Origin of the sequence: Gordonia sp. JH63 (genome assembly GCF_009856645.1) — a bacterium.
Classification (GTDB): domain Bacteria; phylum Actinomycetota; class Actinomycetes; order Mycobacteriales; family Mycobacteriaceae; genus Gordonia; species Gordonia hongkongensis.
Map to the genome: position 1 here is coordinate 4,334,633 of NZ_CP047235.1, position 18,525 is coordinate 4,353,157.

Genomic DNA, 18,525 nt, shown 5'->3' on the forward strand with positions numbered 1-18,525 from the left:
ATGTACCTGGGTGCTCAGCTGTTCAGTGACAGCGAGTACGAGCAGCGCCTGAGACGTGTCCGTGAGCTCATGGACCGTCAGGGTCTGTCGGCGATCATCGTCACCGATCCGGCCAACATCTTCTATCTGATCGGTTACAACGCCTGGTCGTTCTACACCCCGCAGATGCTGTTCGTGCCGATCGACGGAGAGATGGTCTTCTACGCTCGCGAGATGGATGCGCATGGCGCACATCGCACGACGTGGTTGCCCGCCGATCAGATCGTCGGTTACCCGGAGAGTTATGTGCACCGCCCGCACCTCCATCCGTTCGACTGGGTCGCGTGGTCGCTGCGTCAGCGGCACCTCATCGCCCCGGCGTCGAACACCGGGTCCGTGGGCCTGGAGATGGACTCACACTTCTTCTCGCCGAAGGCGTATCGCGCGCTGTTCAACGCGATTCCGGAGTGGAAGCTCGTCGACAGCTTCGAGCTCGTCAACTGGGTGCGCTCGGTCAAGTCCGACGCCGAGGTGCAACTGATGCGCCAGGCCGGCATGGTGTGCTCGAAGGCCATGCGCGCCGCGATCGACACCATCGACATCGGGGTGCGGCAATGCGATGCGGCCGCGGCCATCTCGCAGGCGCAGATCACGGGCACCCCGGAGTACGGCGGCGACTACCCGGCGATCGTCCCGATGATGCCCACCGGCGCGGCGGCCGATACCCCGCATCTCACTTGGCACCAGGGCACTTTCGTCGAGGACGAGGCGGTCGTCATCGAATTGACCGGTGCGCACAACCGATATCACTGTCCCCTTGCCCGGACGGTGTCCCTCGGCACCCCGAGCAAGGACCTCGACTACGTCGCCAAGGCAACCGCCGAGGGCCTGAACAACGTGCTGGAGGCCATCAAACCGGGTGTGGCCACGCGCGAACTCGCCTCGACGTGGAACTGGACGCTCGCGAAGTACGGCCTCGAGAAGCCCTCGCGCCTGGGCTATTCGATCGGCATCGGCTACCCGCCCGACTGGGGCGAGCGCACGATCAGCATCCGCAGCGAGGACGAGTCGGTACTGGAGACCAACATGACCTTCCACATCGTCTGCGGAATGTGGATGGACAACTACGGTTTCGAGCTGTCCGAGTCGGTCCGGGTCAGCCCGACCGGCGTCGAGTGCTTCACGTCGTTTCCGCGGGAACTGATCCAGAAGTAGCCACACAACCTGATCGACACCAGCACGACGACCACACAATCTGATCCCTGAGGTCCGAAACCAACACGACGACCACACCACCTGATCCCTGAGGTCCGAAACCAACACGACGACCACACCACCTGATCCCTGAGGTGCGAAACCAACACGACGACCACACCACCTGATCCCTGAGGTCCGAAACCAACACGACGACCACACCACCTGATCCCTGAGGTCCGAAACCAACACGACGACCACACCACCTGATCCCTGAGGTGCGAAACCAGCACGACGACCACACCACCTGATCCCTGAGGTGCGAAACCAGCACGACGACCACACAATCTGATCCCTGAGGTGCGAGGAGCGCAGGCGACGAGCCACGAAGGGCTGCCGAGACGAGGTGAAGAAAGTGACCACAACCGAAACCGCCTATCAGAACCGACATTCGGCACCGACACTGCCGTTGGCGGGCCGCGCCAAGGACCTCGTCGGTTCGATGATCGACTCGTCGACCTCGCTGCTCGCCGCGCAGTCCCACGACATCGTGCGGTTCGCGATGGGCTCCCCCGCGGACGAGGCCGTACCGGCCGACGAGTTCCGTCAGATCGCCGGTGAGATCCTCGATCACACCTCGTTCACCTACGGTGCCACGGAAGGCGAGCCCCGGCTGCTGCAACTGCTCGTCGACTATCTCGCCACGACCCCCGACCCGTCGTCCCTCGACCGGTTGGTCATCACCACCGGCGGGATGCAGGGACTCGACCTCGCCTGCAAGCTGTTCGTCGATCCCGGGGATCTGGTCATCGTCGAATCCCCCACGTACACCAACGGCAGTGCGACCGCGCTGTCCTACGGCGCGCAGTTGCTCGAGGTTCCCGTCGACGACGACGGCATGCAGGTCGATCAGCTCGAGGCACTCGTCGCACGCACCCGTCAGACGCCGAAGGCGATCTACACGATCCCGACATTCCAGAATCCGTCCGGCGTCACCATGTCCGAGGAGCGCCGCCGCGAACTGCTGCGGCTGGCGCACACCTGGGGGTCGGTCATCATCGACGACGACCCGTACGGGCTGTTGCGGTTCGCCGGCACCGACATCCCGACCTTCCAGACGCTCAGCCCCGGCGACCCGCTGATCTTCTCGGTCCGTACGTTCTCCAAGATCCTCGCGCCGGGCTGGCGTGTCGGCTGGGTCGACGCCGATCCCTCCCTACGCCAGCTGCTGATCAACGGCAAGCAGGCGATGGACACCTGCACCAACGTGCCCAACCAGCACATCGTCGCCGAGTACATCGCCCGCGGCGGACTCGAGGACCATCTCGCCGGGATTCGCCTGCTGTACCGCGAGCGCAAAGAGGCCATGCTCGACGCCATCAGACGTCGTCTCGGCGATCGGGTGGTGACCACGGACCCCGAGGGCGGCTTCTTCCTGTGGGTCACGTTGCGCGACGAGTTCGCCGAGATCGACACGCGAGAACTCTTCGAGGTCGCGCTCGCGGACGGGGTGGCGTTCATTCCCGGCCCCGCGCTGTCGCCCGGTAAACGCTTCCGCAACTCGATGCGTCTCTGCTTCGCATCGAGCACCCCGGAACGGATCGACGAGGGTGTCCGACGTCTCACGGCCAGTCTTGAGAAGATGGCCGGGTGAGTCGTGAACCAGACCTGACCGCCGCCGAGACAGCGGTGCTCGGCTTCATCGACGAGGCCGCGATCATCTCGCTCACCTCGGCACTGGTCGAGGCGTCCAGCGAGAACCCGGGCGGTACCGAAGAAGCCGCGGTCGAAGTGCTCGAGAGTGCCTGCCGCGCGCTCGGTTTCGACGTCGTGACCCACGAAGTGGCACCGGGGCGGCCCAATCTCGTCGCCACCGTGCCTGCCGGCACCGGAGCGGGACTGATGTTCCTCGGACATTCGGACGTGGTACCGGCCGGTCCCGGCTGGTCAGCGGACCCGTACACGGTCCGCATCCGCGACGGCCGCATCTACGGCCGCGGTGCCACCGACATGAAAGGCGGACTCGCCGCCGTCGTCGCGGCGATGACCGCGCTGCGCCGGGCCGCCGAGGTCGGGGTCGAACTCTCCGGACCGGTCCGCCTGGTGTGCACCGTCGACGAGGAGGAACACGGGATCGGGGTGCGGGACTTCGTGGGCCGCCCCGCCGACCTCGAGTTCCGCGGCTGCGTGGTCGCCGAACCCACCGACATGCAGGTGGTCCGGGGTTGCCGCGGTGCGTCGTACATCGAGATCGAGGTGACCGGTCGCGCGGCTCATTCCGGACGTCCCACCGATGGTCGCAGCGCCATCGACGCCGCGGCCGCCGTCGTCGACATCATCCGCGCCGACGGTGGACGGTTGGCCGAGACGGCCGACGAACTGCTCGGTCACGGCACCTGGAATGTCGGCACCATCTCAGGCGGACAGGGCATCTCGGTGGTGGCACCGGGTTGTTCGCTCGGCATCGACCGGCGCCTGATGCCCGATGAGGACCCGCATCGGATCGCCGACGATCTGCGAAGAGCGATCAGCGACAGAAGAATCGACACCGACGGCATCAGCGTCGACGTCCGGGTGACCATGGAGATGCCCGGTTTCGCGACGGAAGCCACGCACCCGCTCGTCACCACAGCGGTCGGTGCGGTCACCGATGCCGGGGCGGACACCTCGGTCGGCGGCTGGACTGCCGCCTGCGACGGTGGCTTCGTCAGCCGCGACCTCGGTGTCCCGTCGATCGTTCTCGGTCCGGGCAACATCAACACCGACGCCCACCAACCGGACGAGTCGGTGGCCATCGCCGACCTGGTCATCGCGGCGAGAGCCTACGCCCTCGCCGCGATGCGGCTGCTGGGCCCCTAGTTCACCTTCTGCTTCTGCAGCGCCGTGAAATCGTTCTCGAGACTGGGGATCTCGGTACCGCGCAGCGAGGCACCGGCGGTCTCCTTCAGGAAGCAAAGGGCGACCATGCCGATGGCGCAGGCGCCCATCATGTAGACCGCGGGGAAGAGACTCCACTCGGTCTTCTCGACAACCGCATCGTTGACGAGCGGCGCGGTTCCGCCGAATGCCGCGGTCGCGACGTTGTAGGAGATCGCGAACCCGGCGTATCGGACCTGGGTCGGAAACATCGCCGGGAAGGTGGCCGAGATGGTCGCCAGCTGAGGGATGTACAGCACACCCAGGATGACGAATGCCACGATGGCCCAGGCGAATCCCTGCCCCATCAGCCAGTAGAGCGGCAGCGCGAGGACGAACAGGCCGATCAGCGAACCCCACCACATGGGTTTGCGGCCGGTCGAGTCCGACCACCACCCAAAGAACGGGATCAGCAGCATCATCACGAGTTGGCCGATGAGGTTGACGACGCTGGCCGAGGTCTCGGACAGATCGATGGTGTTCTGCAGGTAGGTCGGTTGGTAGGCCAGCAGGGTGTAGTTGGCCACGTTGAGCGCGATCACCAGACCGAACATGGTGATGATCGGGCGCCGGTAGTTGATCAGCAGATCCTTGAAGCGGGTCCAGGCGGACCCCTTGATCTCGTTGTCCTGCTCGAGTTCCTGGAAGACCGGTGTGTCTTCCATCTGCGACCGCAGGTACAGCCCGATCAGGCCCATCGGCAGCGCGAGCAGGAACGGGATGCGCCAACCCCACTGATCCATCTGGCTGTCGGACAACGCCAGTTGCAGCAGGAGGACGAAGAGTGTCCCGCCGCAGAAACCGGCCAGGGTGCCGAATTCGAGGAACGAGCCGTACTTTCCGCGCTTGTTGTCGGGCGCGTACTCGGCCATGAACGTTGCGGCACCGCCGTATTCGCCGCCGGTCGAGAACCCCTGGATGACACGGAGCAGGATGAGCAGGACGGGTGCCCAGAACCCGATCGACGCATGCGTGGGCAGCAGGCCGATCAGTGCGGTCGCGCCGGAGATGAGCAGGATCGTCATCGCCAGAACCGATTTGCGGCCGATGCGGTCGCCGATCGGTCCCCAGACCATACCGCCGAGGGGCCTCAGGACGAAGGAGATCGCGAAACCCAGCATGGTGCCGACGGTTCCGAACTCCCCCGGGAAGAACGCCTGCGTCAGGTAGACCGAGGCCGCGGCGTAGACGCCGTAGTCATACCACTCGGTCGCGTTGCCGATCGCCGAGGCGCCGATGGCCTTGCGGAGAAGTCTCTTGCCCTCTCGTGAATTCGGGTCTGGTGCGAGCTGCTCGTAACTGTCTGCTGTCGTCGTGTCGCTCATCTGCGCTTCCTGAGTCGTGGGGCCGCTGAGGGTCGATCTCGTTGCTGCGATCGGTGGACCCGGGGCCGCGGGCGATCAGCCCATCGCCACCTGCAGGTTCGCGGCGTCCTCGCCGTCCCCGAGCAGGCGACGCAACCCGTCGGCCATGTGCTCGATCATCAGAGCATCGGCCGCCGCGGCGTCTCCCGCGGCAATGGCGTCCACCAACGCCTGGTGTTCGTCGATCCGGTCCTTTCCCGAGGAGTACGTCCCTCGCATGGCTCGCAGACACATTCGCGTTTCCACGAGGATCGTCTCGTGCAACCGCGAAAGTCGTTGACTTCCGGCATATTCCACCAAGGTCTGGTGAAAGGCCATGTCGGCCTCGGCCATCCCCGCGCCGTTCGGCTCGTCGACGAACACGCGCATCGCGTCGACCGCGCCGCCCAGTGCCTCCACCGCCTCCTGCTCGCGGTGCGCGATCACCTGTTGCACAGCAGCGCGTTCCACCGCAGTGCGCGCGACGTACATGTCCCGGATGTCGTCCTCTTCCATCGAGACGACGAACAAGCCGCGGTTACGGTGGCTGACCAGCAGTCCTTCCGCGGTCAGGCGCTGCATGGCCTCGCGCAGCGGACCACGACTGACGCCCAGATCGGCCGCCAGCCCCGACTCCGTCAACTGCGAGCCGGGTGCGAAGTCCCCGTTTGCGATCGCATCGTGCAACTTACGCGCGATGATCGCCGGTGTCGATTCCTGAACCAGCGGCGACAGCACCCGCCGACGTGGCGATTTGTCCTGTTTCGCCTGGTCGACGACGGTTCGATTCGTCCCCGGATCCTGTGGACCCGGCGTCTTCGCCCCCACCTTCATGGTCACCGTCATTCCCTCTTTCTTACCGTGAATGGCGCGCGTAAGTCAGTGTTTCCCCGCGCGCGCCGCCCATCCAGACGTCATTGCAGGCCGCGGCGAAGTCGTCCAGACCCTCGATGATCGTGGCGAACACATTGCCCGGCACCCATCCGACGTCACCGTTGACCAGCAGATTGTTGCGGCCGTAGAACACTGCGAGGTCGATGAGGAGCCGGTGCTCGGCGGGGGCCGAACCGAGCTCGTAGCCATACGCCGGGTTCTCGAGCACCCCGTCGAAGGTGAAGTAACACAGGTCGCCCGGGATGGGCGTGATGGTGGTGTTCTCCATGCCCGGTTCGGTCGCGGAGAAGGCCGGCAGTAGGGTGTAGATCTCGTTGCGGGCGAACTTTCCGTGAAACACCTGGCCGCCCAGCGGCAATGCGTTCCAGACCGCAGCTGCGGTGCGAGGCGCCTCGGCATCGAGCATCCGGGCGACCGCGGTGACCCCGCGCTTCTCCAATGTCACGGTGATGAACCGGTCATGTCGGGCCGCGGGGCCGGTCCGCTGTTCGTCGGTCACGCGCGGTCCCCCAACATCGTGAAGCCGGCGGCCGCCTCGTACGCTGCCGCGACACGCAACACCGTTGCGTCGTGATGCCGGGCACCGACGAACTGCGCGCCGGTCGGCAGACCATCGGCGAATCCACTCGGTACGGTGATCGCCGGCTGGCCGGTGAGATTGAACGGGTAGCTGTAGGGAGTCCAGGATGTCCAGTCCGGCGACGCCGCCCCGTCCGGGACGATGCGACCGGCCTCGAACGCCACCGTCGGCATCGACGGCGTCAACAGGACGTCGAATTCCTCATGGAGCAGGCTCATCTGGGTACCCATCTCCATCCGTAGCGCGGTTGCGCTGACGAAATCGGTTGCAGTGAAACCGGAATGCCGTTCCACCGCGTCGATCAGCAGCGGGTCCACGTGTTCGGCCGCGTGCGGTCCGAGCCCGCGGACGACGACGTCGGCACCCGCGAACCAGATGACGTGGTAGGCCCAGGCCGGGTCCTCCCATCCGAGATCGACCTTCTCCACGGTCGCCCCGAGCTGTTCCAGTACCGACGCCACCCGGTCGGTGTTGGCCTGTACGCCTGGGTCGTTGGTGCCGAAGCCGAGATCGGCGCTGTAGCCGACACGCAGATCGGCGAGGTCGCGAACGTCGGCGACCGCGGTGACCGCACTGGTTGTCGGCGACGGCAGTGCGGACCAGTCACGGGGATCGAACCCGCTCAGGACATCCAGCAGCGCAGCGCAATCCGACACCGTCCGCGTCATCGGACCGACGTGGGCCACCGGCGCGAACGGGCTCGGCGGATACATGGGCACCCGGCCGAGTGTCGGCTTGAACCCGACGACGCCGCAGTAGGCGGCCGGTATCCGGATGGAACCGCCACCATCGGTGCCGACCGACAGCGGACCCAAGCCGGCCGCGAGCGCCGCGGCACTGCCTCCGCTCGACCCGCCCGACGTACGCGAGGTGTCCCACGGATTGCGGGTGACGCCCGTGCGCGGACTGTCGGTGACGCCTTTCCATCCGAATTCCGGTGTGGTGACCTTTCCGAGCAGGACCGCACCAGCCTCACGCAGACGTGCCACCGCGGGAGCGTCGATGTCCCACACCATCTGATCGGGCTCGATCATCAGCGAGCCGCGCAACGTCGGCCATCCGGCGGTCAGCAACAGGTCCTTGATCGAGACCGGAACGCCGTCGAGCGGGCCACGGGGTGTCCCGGCGGCGAATCGCTCAGTGGACTCCCGGGCCTCGGCGCACGTGCGTTCGCGGTCGATGAGGCAGAACGCATTGATGGACGGGTCGACTTCGTCAATGGCGTCGAGCAGTTCCGCCGCCACCGAATCCGGCGTCAGCTCGCCGGTACGGTAGGCCTCGGCCAGTTCCGTGGCGCTGAGCCACCGCGTGGCGTCCGTCATGCGCCCCCTCGGAAGATTGGTAGATTGTTGACAATCTACCTTGGAGGTGTGGGCGTGACAACCACCGTCGCAATGCTCTACCCCGGCCACGCAGCCGAGGACGATTTCGAACTGATCGAGGCCGCGATCGGCGCTGCCGAGCCCCACTCCGAGGTCCGATTGCCGGTCGTGATCACCGAGGTGGACTCCGACGACCACACCGTCGAGGCCATGGCTGCGGTCGGCGAGCAGGACCGCCTCTTCGACGGCGTGCGGCGAGCGCAGGCCCACCACCCATCGGCGCTGATGTGGGCGTGCACCTCGGGCAGCTTCGTCTACGGTTTCGACGGTGCCCGACGCCAGGCCGCCGATGTGGCCGGAAAGTCCGGCCGTCCGGCGTCGTCGACGTCACTGGCCTTCGTCGCGGCCTGCCGGCATCTCGGGCTGTCACGGGTCGCGGTCGCCGCCACCTATCCGGAACCACTGGCTAGTCGCTTCACCGGGTTCCTCGCCGACGCGGGTGTCGAGGTGGTGGCCCTGCGCGCCAACGACACCGGGACGGCAACCGAGGCAGGGATGTTCGACGGCGACGGATTGTTCGAGATGCTGTCGGCCGCCGATTCCGGCTCGGCACAAGCAATCCTGGTCCCCGACACCGCATTGCACACCGCGATGTGGGTCGTCGACCTCGAGGCCAAGTTCGGCAAACCCGTGCTGACCGCGAATCAGGTCACCGCGTGGGAGGGGCTCCGACTCACCGGGCTCACGGTCGACGTTCCCCGGCTCGGGAGCTTGTTCACCTCTCCGCCCGGCCGACCCGCTGGTTGAGGGGTGTCCCTACCCGCTGGTTGAGGGGTGCCCCCACCCGCTAATTGAGGGGTGTCCCCACTCGCTGGTTGAGCCGGCCCCGAGCGGAGCGAGGCGCCGAGTCGAAACCACCTGGTAACCAGACAAACCCGTAACGACCTCAGCCCTCAACCGACCAACCCGAAAGCGCCGCAAATGCGTACGTCGAGTCGATGTCGTCGCGGAGGCGTAGCCAGGCAAGCTGGCGTGTCACGCCGGCAGGCCGAAATCCAGAGACAGTCCGGAATGGCGCCGGCCTGATTGTCGGTAGTTGAGTTTCTCGGGTCGCCAGGTGGTTTCGACACGGCGACTCGCCTAGCGGCTCGTTGCCGGCTCAACCAGCGGAGGGGGGTGCCGCCTCAACCAGCGGAGGGGGGGTGCCGCCTCAACCAGCGGAGGGGGGTGCCGCCTCAACCAGCGGAGGGAGGTGCCGGCTCAACCAGCGGAGGGGGGGTGCCGCCTCAACCAGCGGAGGGAGGTGCCGGCTCAACCAGCGGAGGGGGGTGCCGGCTCAACCAGCGGAGGGGGGTGCCGGCTCAACCAGCGGGGGGGTGCCGGCTCAACCAGCGGAGGGGGGTGCCGGCTCAACCAGCGGGGGGGTGCCGGCTCAACCAGCGGGGGCTCGCGACCGACGCACAGTCAACGAGATTCGGCGCACGGTCGACGGGTCAGTCGATGACCGCTTTCGCGACGGTGATGCAGGTGGTGATCCACTCTCGGTCGGCCGGTCGGAGCGGGCGCGACGCGCGGTCGGCGTCCTCGATCGCCCAGTGCGCGTTGAGGATCATCCGGACGATGACCCAGTCGCGGGCCCGGTCCGGATCGAGGTCCGCCGCATCGGTGATGGTGTAGAAGCGGCGGCGGATGTCGTACCGGACGTCGGATACGCGCGGGCCGAGGCGATTCCACAGCATGGGGGCGAGTTCGTAGTGCGCATCCCCCGACATCGGGCTCGGGTCGATGGCGACCCAGCGGCCGTCGGCATCGGCGAGGACGTTCTCGTGGTGCAGGTCGCCGTGCACGATGAGACCCACGGTGGCCGTGTCGGCCACGAAGTCCCGGCCGACCGACAGCGCCTGCTCGACAAACCGTCGCGGTACCGGAGCGTCCCGCGGGATGCGGGCCAGGTTGTCCAGCCAGCGCTCGAGATGTGTGGTGAGGAGCGCCAGACGCCCCGGCGCGGGGACGTGCAACCGGCCGTAGAGACCGGCGACCACCAGGCATGCTTCGTCATCGTCGACGGTGGTCAGATCCCGTCGCGTCAGTCGTTCGAGGAGGATCGCGCGACGACGCGGATCGGCGCGCAGCATGCGTACCGCTCCGCGACCGTGCCAATGTTGCAGTCCCAGTGCCTCTTGCGCGCCTTCGTCGTCACCGTCGAACGCCACCTTGAGGACCGCCCGCGCACCCTGCCGATCGAGCACGGGAACGACGAGTGACTCGAACCCGTGCCACAGCTCGTCGCCGTCACGACGCAATCCCCACTCGTCCAGGAGGGCCGAGACCGCGCCCGGTAGACGCGACAGCCAGTCCAGCCACAGCGGACCGAGCGCGGCCTGCTCCGACAGACCGACCGGGATCTCCGACGCCGTGATCACGGTGCGCCACGGACGAACCGGTAGCCCATCCCGGCCTCGGTCAGGAGGTGCCGCGGGTGCGCCGGGTCCTCCTCGAGTTTGCGTCGAAGACTCGCCAGGTAGACGCGCAGGTAATTACTCTGTCCCAGGTACCCCGGGCCCCACACCGTGGTCAGGATGTCACTCTGCGACACCAGTTTTCCCTCGTGACGCACGAGCATCTCCAGGATGCCCCACTCGGTCGGCGTCAGGTGGACCGGAACCTCCCCGCGCGTCACCTGTTTGGCGGCCAGATCCACGACGAAGGCACCCGCGTCCACGACCGGTGCTTTCGACGTCGCGTTCGACACGGCTCCGCGCCGTAGCGCGGCTCGCAGCCGGGCCAGGAACTCCTCCATGCCAAAGGGTTTGGTGACGTAGTCGTCGGCCCCCGAGTCCAGCGCGACGACCTTGTCGGCAGCGTCGGTGCGGGCCGACAGGACGATGACGGGCACCGTCGTCCATCCGCGCAGTCCCTCGAGAACCGTCAGACCGTCGATGTCGGGCAGGCCGAGATCGAGCACCACGACGTGCGGGTTCTCCCGCGCGGCCGCTGTCAGCGCGGCGGCCCCGGTCGCCGCGGTCGTCACCGCGAAGCCACGCGCGTTGAGGTTGATCCGTAAGGCTCGCAACAACTGCGGTTCGTCGTCGACGACCAGGACCCGCGTCTTCTCGGCGCTCATCGAGTCGGCCCTTCGGTCTCGGCGTGCGTATCCTCGTCGGTCGCGGGCAGGTCGACGACCATGGTGGCGCCACCACCCGGCGTGTCCTCGACGCTCAGCACGCCCCCGATTGCCGTGACGAATCCCCGCGCCACCGACAGCCCCAGACCCACTCCCGACGACGCGCCGCTGGTGTCACCACCCTGATGGAAGGGTACGAAGATCTGGTCTCGATCCACCATCGGGAGACCGGTTCCGTGGTCGACGACCCGGATCACGCATCGCGGCGGGTCGGCGGGGGTCAACCGGGCGGTGATCTCGACCTGCCCGCCGCCGTGTCGGCGCGCGTTGTCGATGAGGTTCGCCAGCGCACGCTCCAGCAGTCCGGGATCGGTATACGCCCAAGCATGTTCGAGATCGAAGACCGGGCCCGGTTGCCGGTCGGGTCGCCCCGCCGTCACCGCGGCGCGATGCACGACCTCGGGGAGGAAGGTCCGCTGCCGCTGCGGCCGGACCGCCCCTGCCGCGAGCCGCGAGGAGTCCAGCAGGTTCCCCACCAGCGAGGTGAGGTGGTCGACCGACTCGTCGACGGTCGCCAGCAGTTCCGCGGTGTCCTCGTCGCTGAAGGTGACGTCGTCACTGCGCAGGCTCGACACCGCCGCCTTCGCCGCGGCCAACGGCGTCCGCAGGTCGTGTCCGACCGCCGACAGTAGGGCCCGCCGTAGCTCGTCGGTGCGCGCGAGCGCGTCGGCCGTCGCCGCCTCGGCTTCGAGGGCGTGACGCTGCACGGCGCCCGCCGCCTGCCCGGCCACGGCCGACAGGACGCGACGATCCCGCGCCCCGAGCTTCGGCCCGCGCAGGAGCAGTTCGAACTCGTCACCCGGCACGACGCAGACGGTGTCGGCGTCCTCCGGGGTCGTCGGCGGTGAGTCGCCCACCGCGGCCTCGACCGTCCGGCCGACCCGTGAGGTCCGCCGCACGACCGACACAGCCGACTGGTCGTAGGTCTCCCGGAACCGTTCCAGCAGGACCGGTACGTCGGCGCCACCGAGTACGACGCTGGAGAACAGCGCCAGGAGTTCGGCCTCACGCGCCGCGTCCTGCGCCTGCGCGCGCCGCACCGTCGCCGAATCCACCAGCGCGGCAACCGCAATCGCGATCAACAACATGACCAGGATGGTGATCAGGTTGTCGGGCTGGCTGATCGTGAACGTGAACCTGGGGTCGGTGAAGAAGAAATTCAGCAGCAACCCCGAGATCACCGCTGACAGGGCGGCCGGCAGGATGCCGCCGAGCATCGACACCGCGAGCACCGCAACGAAATACAGCGCCGACTGGCTGGCGAAGCCGAGCCATGGATCGAGCAGCTGCAGCAGACCGGTCAACGCGACCGGGACGACCCCGGCGAACACCCAACTCAACGGCCGATGGAAGCGGGTGTCCCGGATGTCGAGACGGGACCGTCGCGACGTCTCGTCGTGCGTCACCATGTGCACGTCGATGCGGCCGCTCGCACTGACCACGGCAGCCCCGACACCCTCGTCGAAGATCCGCTGCCACCTGGGTCGCCGTGAGGTGCCGAGTACGAGCTGGGTGGCGTTGACGCCACGTGCGAAGTCCAGCAGCGTGTCCGGGATGTCGTCGCCGACGACGGTGTGGATTCGCGCCCCGAATCCCGTCGCGAGCTCCTTGAGTGCGGCGAGGTCCACGCCCGCACCGGTCAGCCCGTCGCCCCGGACCACATGGACGGCCAGCAGTTCGGCGCTCGACCGCGATGCGATCCGGCTCGCGCGTCGGAGCAGGGTAGGCGATTCGGCGCCACCGGTGACGGCCACCACGACCCGTTCACGCGCTTCCCAGGTCTCGGTGATGGAGTGCGCCGCACGATAATCCGCGAGCTTGTCGTCGACCTGGTCGGCGAGCCACAACAGCGCGAGCTCGCGCAGCGCGGTGAGATTGCCCTGTCGGAAGTAGTTGGCCAGGGCACCGTCGACCCGCCCGTTCGGGTAGACCTTGCCCGCGGACAGGCGCTGGCGCAACGCTTGCGGATCGATGTCGACGAGTTCGATCTCGTCGGCACCACGCACGATGTCGTCGGGCACGGTCTCCCGTTGCACCACTCCGGTGATCTGGGCGACGACGTCGTTCAGACTCTCCAGGTGCTGGATGTTGATCGTCGAGTAGACGTCGATCCCGGCGGCGAGCAACTCCTCGATGTCCTCCCACCGCTTGCGGTTTCGGAGCCCGGGGACATTCGTGTGTGCGAGCTCGTCGACCAGCACCACCTGCGGCCGGCGAGCCAGCACCGCCTCGAGATCCATGTCCTCCAGCGGTGTCCCGCGGTAGGGCCGTCTGGTGCGCGGGACGACCTCCACACCTTCCGCGAGAGCGGCAGTCGCGACCCGACCGTGGGATTCGACGACCCCGATCACGACGTCCGTGCCCTCGTCGACAAGGGTTCTGGCCTGCGCGAGCATCTCGTAGGTCTTGCCGACGCCGGGCGCACAACCGAGGAACACCCGCAGTTTGCCGCGACCATCGTGGTGCCCGGTCGCCGCTGACGTCATCGGCCGAGTCTAACCGCGCTCACGGGGCGCGACAGCCGGGCGGCGCGTGCCCCAGCGCGAGGTTCACCTCGAGGACGTTCACGCGGGGCTCACCGAGGAATCCGAACTGTCTACCCTCGGTGTGCGCGTCGATGACCGCCTCGATCTCCGCGGGTGACCGACGGTTCTCGCGCGCGAGCCGGGCGACCTGTAGCCCGGCATAGGCGGGACTGATGTGCGGGTCGAGTCCCGACCCCGACCCGGTCACCGCGTCGGCGGGCACCTGCGCGGGTGTCACTCCCTCCCGTGCGGCGATCAGCGCGCGACGCGCGGTGACGTTGGTCAGCAGGGCCTCGCTGTTGGGCCCCTGATTGGTCGCCGCGGACGCTGCCGGGTCCCCGGTCGCCATCGGCTCACCCGGGGCGCCCACGACCCGAGCATGCAGATACGGATCGGGCGCACCCGCTTCGACCTGCGGGTCGACACCGATCAGCGTCGAGCCGACCGCACATCCCGCGGTATCGAACACCCGCGAGCCCTCCGCCCCGTCGGTGTTCACCCGCGAGATCGCCCACACGGCAGCCGGATAGGCGAGGCCCAGGATCAGCGTGAGACCGAGGATCATGCCCGCGGCGGCGACGCATTGCCGGACGAAGCCGGACCAGACTGTGTTCATGACGTCATCCCATTCCCGGAAGAAGACGAACGAGGAGATCGATCAGCCAGATGCCGACGAACGGCGTGACCACCCCACCGATTCCGTAGACGAGTAGGTTGCGGCCCAACAACTTCGACGCCGAGTCCGGCCGGTAGCGCACGCCGCGCAACGACAGCGGGATGAGCGCCACGATGATCAGTGCGTTGAAGATCACCGCGGACACGATCGCCGACTGCGCCGAATGCAGGCCCATGATGTTCAGGGCGTCGAGTTGTGGATAGACGGCGGTGAACATCGCGGGCAGGATCGCGAAGTACTTCGCGAGGTCGTTGGCGAGCGAGAACGTCGTCAGGGCACCTCGGGTGATCAGCAACTGCTTGCCGATGCCGACGACCTCGATGAGTTTCGTCGGGTCGGAGTCGAGATCCACCATGTTGCCGGCTTCCTTGGCCGCCGAGGTCCCGGTGTTCATCGCCAGCCCCACGTCGGCCTGCGCCAGCGCCGGTGCATCGTTGGTACCGTCGCCGGTCATCGCGACCAGACGCCCGGCGGCCTGCTCCGAGCGGATGAGATCCAGCTTCTGCTCGGGTGTGGCCTCGGCGACGAAGTCGTCGACACCGGCCTCGGTCGCGATGGCCCGGGCGGTGAGCGGGTTGTCGCCGGTGACCATCACGGTGCGGATGCCCATCGCGCGGAGCTGCGCGAACCGCGCTGTCATGCCGGGCTTCACCACGTCGGACAAGGCGATCACGCCCATGACCCGGGCCGGTTGCCCGTGGGCACGGACGCCGACCACCAGGGGTGTGCCACCCGCCGACGAGATCCGTTCCACGTCGGCGGCGACCGTGTCGTCGACAACGCCCTCTCCGGCCGTGACCCACCGGGTGACCGCATCGGCGGCGCCCTTGCGGTATTCGACCGTGGCCCCGCCGTTTGTCACACCATCGGCCCGGGAGTCCACACCACTCATCCGGGTCTGCGCGGTGAACGGGATGATCGTGTCGCTGACCGGACGGTCTGCGCCCGTCTCCGCGTCGGCGGCCACCCCGTATGCGGTCCGGCAGAGTTCGACGATGCTGCGTCCCTCGGGGGTGTCGTCGGCGAGACTGCAGCGGTGGGCGATTCGTGCCAGTTCGTCGACGGACACCCCGGGGGCCGCGTACAGATCGGTGGCGCGCCGGTTGCCGTAGGTGATGGTCCCGGTTTTGTCCATCAGGAGTGTGTCGATGTCGCCGGCCGCCTCGACCGCGCGCCCCGACATGGCCAGGACGTTGCGCTGCACCAGCCGATCCATGCCGGCGATGCCGATCGAGCTGAGCAGGGCGCCGATGGTCGTCGGTATGAGGCACACCAGCAGCGCGATCAGTTTCACCGGGTCGGGGGACTGCCCGGCGTACTCCTGCATCGGCGAGACAGCGACGACCGCGAGGAGGAAGATCACCGTCAGGCTCGTCAGCAGGATGTCAAGCGCGATCTCGTTGGGGGTCTTCGTCCGCGCGGCGCCCTCGACGAGCGCGATCATCCGGTCGACGAAGGTCTCCCCCGGCGCCGTGGTGATCCGGACGACGATGCGGTCGGAGAGCACCACGGTTCCGCCGGTGACCGCCGAGCGATCGCCACCGGATTCGCGGACGACCGGCGCCGACTCGCCGGTGATCGCCGACTCGTCCACGGTGGCGATCCCGTCGACGACGTCGCCGTCACCGGCGATGACCTCCCCCGCCTCGACCACGACAAGGTCGCCGATCCGCAGGTCGCTGCCGGCGACCTCCTCGGTCGCCCCGACCCCGGTGACGTCGTCGTCGGCGCGGAGCCGACGAGCGACCGTGTCCCGCTTCACCTTTCGCAGACTGTCGGCCTGCGCCCGGCCACGTCCCTCGGCGACGGCTTCGGCGAGGTTGGCGAACAGGACGGTGAACCACAGCCAGGCGGCGACGGTCCAGCTGAACCAGGATGGCCGCAGCATCGCGAGCAGGGTGGTGACGACGGCTCCGAGGAACACGACGAACATCACCGGGTTCCGGGCCTGATCGCGCGGGCTGAGCTTCCGCAGTGCCAGCGGCATCGACGTCACCAGCGAACGCACGTCGAAGGCGCCGCGCGACACCAGCGTCGGCTCGGCGTCGATGGGATCCACGACGCTCGTCTTGTCAGGATCGTCGGAGGTGACGAGTTGTGTGGTCACAGCAGTGCCTCGGCAATCGGTCCCAGCGCCATGGCCGGGAAGAAGGTGAGACCGGCGACGAGCACGATGGTCGCGGTCAGAAGGAATCCGAACAGGAGTCCGGAGGTGGGCAGGGTCGAACGCGTCTCCGCCGCAACGTCATCGGTGGCGGTCTCGGCAGGGACGGTGAGAACCGCGGTCGACGCGCCGCCGACTCGGTCCCCGGTGGCGGCCGACGGTCGCGCGGGGTCCCCGGACCGGGCGTCACCACCGCGCGGCGTCTGCCGGGCGAGCAGCCCGGCCAGCGCGAGCACCAGCACGATGGGCAGGAAACGGCCCACGAGCATGGCCATGCCGAGCGAGGCCTGGAACCAGTCACCGGTCACCGTGAGCCCGCCGAACGCACTGCCGTTGTTGTTCGCCGCCGACGCGTACGCGTACAGGACTTCGCTGAACCCGTGGATCGAGCCCGGAGTGCCCGGCTCTCCGCTGTTGCCCTGCGCCTGCGTCGTCGATCCCAGGATCATGGAGATCCCGGTGCCGATCAACACGAGCGCCGGCATCACCAGCACGTACAGCGCGGCCATCGTGATCTCGTGCTGTCCGATGCGTTTACCGAGAAAGGTGGGCGAGCGCCCGACGAGCAGACCACCGATGAAGACGGTGATCATCGCCATCACGAGGATGCCGTACAGACCCGATCCCACACCGCCGGGTGCGACCTCACCGAGCAGCATGTTCCACAGGACGGCGCCGCCGCCGACCGCCGAGAAACTGTCGTGCGCGGAGTTCACCGCGCCGGTCGACGTGCCGGTGGTCGACACCGCGAACAGCGCCGATCCGGGGATGCCGAACCGGACCTCCTTGCCTTCCATCATCCCCCCGGCGGCCGCGGAAGCGCTTCCGGGGGTGCGGCTCTCGAAGATCCACACGAGCGTGAGCATCAGCGACCAGATCGCGGCCATCACGCCGAGCAGCGTCAGTCCCTGCTGGCGGTCGCCGACCATCCTTCCGTAGGTGCGCGTCAGGCAGACCGGGATCAACAGGAGTGCGGCGATCTCCAGCAGGTTCGACAAAGGCGTCGGGTTGGAGAACGGGTGTGCCGAGTTCGCCGCCAGTGTCCCGCCGCCGTTGGTGCCGAGTTCCTTGATGGCCTCCTGCGAGGCGAACGGGCCGAGCATGCTCCGCGCGTCGGCACCGTCGAGGGTGGTCCACCCGAACCCGGTGTGCCAGGACTGCACCAGCCCCTGGGTGATCAGCAGTGTCGCGAGGACGAGACTGAGCGGCAACAGGATTCGGACCGATCCGCGCACCAGGTCCACCCAGAAGTTCCCGATCTCGCCGGTTCCGCGGCGGCTCACGATCCCGCGGATGACCGCGATCGCGACCGCCAGTCCCACCGCTGCCGAGACGAAGTTCTGGACGGCGAGGCCGAGCATCTGTGTCAGGTTGCTCATCACCACTTCGGGCGAGAAGGACTGCCAGTTGGTGTTGCTGACGAAGGAGATCGCGGTATTGAACGCCATCGACGGGGCCACACCGGATTTACCGTCGGACCACGGCAACACCCCCTGCAGACGCTGCAGCAGGTAGACGACGAGGAACGAGATCAGCGAAAAGGCCAGCACTGCAAGGGCGTAACCCACCCAGGTCTGCTGGCGGCGGGGGTCCACCCGCGCCATCCGGTAGAGGACGCGCTCGACGAGAAGGTCCTTCTCACCGGTGTAGACGCGTGCCATGTAATCGCCCAGGGGGACGTAGGCAACGGCAAGGATGACGACCAGCGCGGCCACCTGCAGCAGTCCCGCAACAGTTGTGTTCACGGC

The 18,525-nt window shown here is 67.6% G+C and carries 14 protein-coding genes; 4 read left to right on the forward strand and 10 right to left on the reverse strand.

The features are described from left to right. The 3 genes from GR168_RS19220 to GR168_RS19230 all read left to right on the forward strand — a co-directional run bounded on the left by GR168_RS19220 (nucleotide 1) and on the right by GR168_RS19230 (nucleotide 4,032). Nucleotides 1-1,194, forward strand: a complete 1,194-nt coding sequence (locus tag GR168_RS19220; RefSeq protein ID WP_159371440.1) for a M24 family metallopeptidase — start codon at nucleotides 1-3, stop codon at nucleotides 1,192-1,194. Between the two features lie 394 nt (nucleotides 1,195-1,588). Beyond that, nucleotides 1,589-2,827 carry a PLP-dependent aminotransferase family protein gene (locus GR168_RS19225; RefSeq protein ID WP_159371441.1) on the forward strand — a complete coding sequence of 413 codons (1,239 nt, stop codon included), beginning with the start codon at nucleotides 1,589-1,591 and terminating at the stop codon, nucleotides 2,825-2,827. Beyond that, nucleotides 2,824-4,032, forward strand: a complete 1,209-nt coding sequence (locus tag GR168_RS19230) for a M20 family metallopeptidase (protein WP_159371442.1) — start codon at nucleotides 2,824-2,826, stop codon at nucleotides 4,030-4,032. The genes GR168_RS19225 and GR168_RS19230 overlap by 4 nt, the downstream gene beginning before the upstream one ends. Here GR168_RS19230 and GR168_RS19235 read toward each other — a convergent pair. The 4 genes from GR168_RS19235 to GR168_RS19250 all read right to left on the reverse strand — a co-directional run bounded on the left by GR168_RS19235 (nucleotide 4,029) and on the right by GR168_RS19250 (nucleotide 8,228). Beyond that, a complete protein-coding gene (locus GR168_RS19235; RefSeq protein ID WP_159371443.1) occupies nucleotides 4,029-5,414 on the reverse strand; it encodes an MFS transporter in 1,386 nt (461 codons plus the stop codon). The two genes, GR168_RS19230 and GR168_RS19235, sit on opposite strands and share 4 nt — an antisense overlap. A 75-nt stretch (nucleotides 5,415-5,489) precedes the next feature. Beyond that, nucleotides 5,490-6,278: a GntR family transcriptional regulator gene (locus GR168_RS19240; RefSeq protein ID WP_159371444.1), complete on the reverse strand. Its 789-nt coding sequence runs from the start codon at nucleotides 6,276-6,278 to the stop codon at nucleotides 5,490-5,492. Between the two features lie 10 nt (nucleotides 6,279-6,288). Then, a complete protein-coding gene (locus tag GR168_RS19245) occupies nucleotides 6,289-6,825 on the reverse strand; it encodes a DUF3830 family protein (RefSeq protein WP_159371445.1) in 537 nt (178 codons plus the stop codon). Further along, nucleotides 6,822-8,228, reverse strand: a complete 1,407-nt coding sequence (locus GR168_RS19250; protein WP_159371446.1) for an amidase — start codon at nucleotides 8,226-8,228, stop codon at nucleotides 6,822-6,824. Before GR168_RS19250 ends, GR168_RS19245 begins: the two co-directional genes overlap by 4 nt. A 54-nt stretch (nucleotides 8,229-8,282) precedes the next feature. Between GR168_RS19250 and GR168_RS19255 the strand changes: the two genes are divergently transcribed. Further along, nucleotides 8,283-9,035, forward strand: a complete 753-nt coding sequence (locus GR168_RS19255) for a maleate cis-trans isomerase (protein WP_159371447.1) — start codon at nucleotides 8,283-8,285, stop codon at nucleotides 9,033-9,035. Nucleotides 9,036-9,721: 686 nt separating this feature from the next. Here GR168_RS19255 and GR168_RS19260 read toward each other — a convergent pair. From GR168_RS19260 to kdpA, 6 genes are read right to left on the reverse strand one after another with little or no spacing between them, the layout of a single operon-like run. Beyond that, a complete protein-coding gene (locus GR168_RS19260) occupies nucleotides 9,722-10,651 on the reverse strand; it encodes an aminoglycoside phosphotransferase family protein (RefSeq protein WP_159371448.1) in 930 nt (309 codons plus the stop codon). Then, nucleotides 10,648-11,352 carry a response regulator gene (locus tag GR168_RS19265; protein ID WP_058249833.1) on the reverse strand — a complete coding sequence of 235 codons (705 nt, stop codon included), beginning with the start codon at nucleotides 11,350-11,352 and terminating at the stop codon, nucleotides 10,648-10,650. Before GR168_RS19265 ends, GR168_RS19260 begins: the two co-directional genes overlap by 4 nt. Then, nucleotides 11,349-13,898 carry a sensor histidine kinase KdpD gene (locus GR168_RS19270; protein WP_159371449.1) on the reverse strand — a complete coding sequence of 850 codons (2,550 nt, stop codon included), beginning with the start codon at nucleotides 13,896-13,898 and terminating at the stop codon, nucleotides 11,349-11,351. The genes GR168_RS19265 and GR168_RS19270 overlap by 4 nt, the downstream gene beginning before the upstream one ends. Nucleotides 13,899-13,917: 19 nt before the next feature. Next, a complete protein-coding gene (locus GR168_RS19275; RefSeq protein WP_068971212.1) occupies nucleotides 13,918-14,553 on the reverse strand; it encodes a potassium-transporting ATPase subunit C in 636 nt (211 codons plus the stop codon). A gap of 4 nt (nucleotides 14,554-14,557) precedes the next feature. Beyond that, a complete protein-coding gene (gene kdpB, locus GR168_RS19280; protein WP_238995103.1) occupies nucleotides 14,558-16,672 on the reverse strand; it encodes a potassium-transporting ATPase subunit KdpB in 2,115 nt (704 codons plus the stop codon). Nucleotides 16,673-16,716: 44 nt separating this feature from the next. After that, complete coding sequence (gene kdpA, locus GR168_RS19285) at nucleotides 16,717-18,522, reverse strand: potassium-transporting ATPase subunit KdpA (RefSeq protein WP_159371451.1); 1,806 nt, start codon at nucleotides 18,520-18,522, stop codon at nucleotides 16,717-16,719. Between the last annotated feature and the right edge of the window lie 3 nt (nucleotides 18,523-18,525).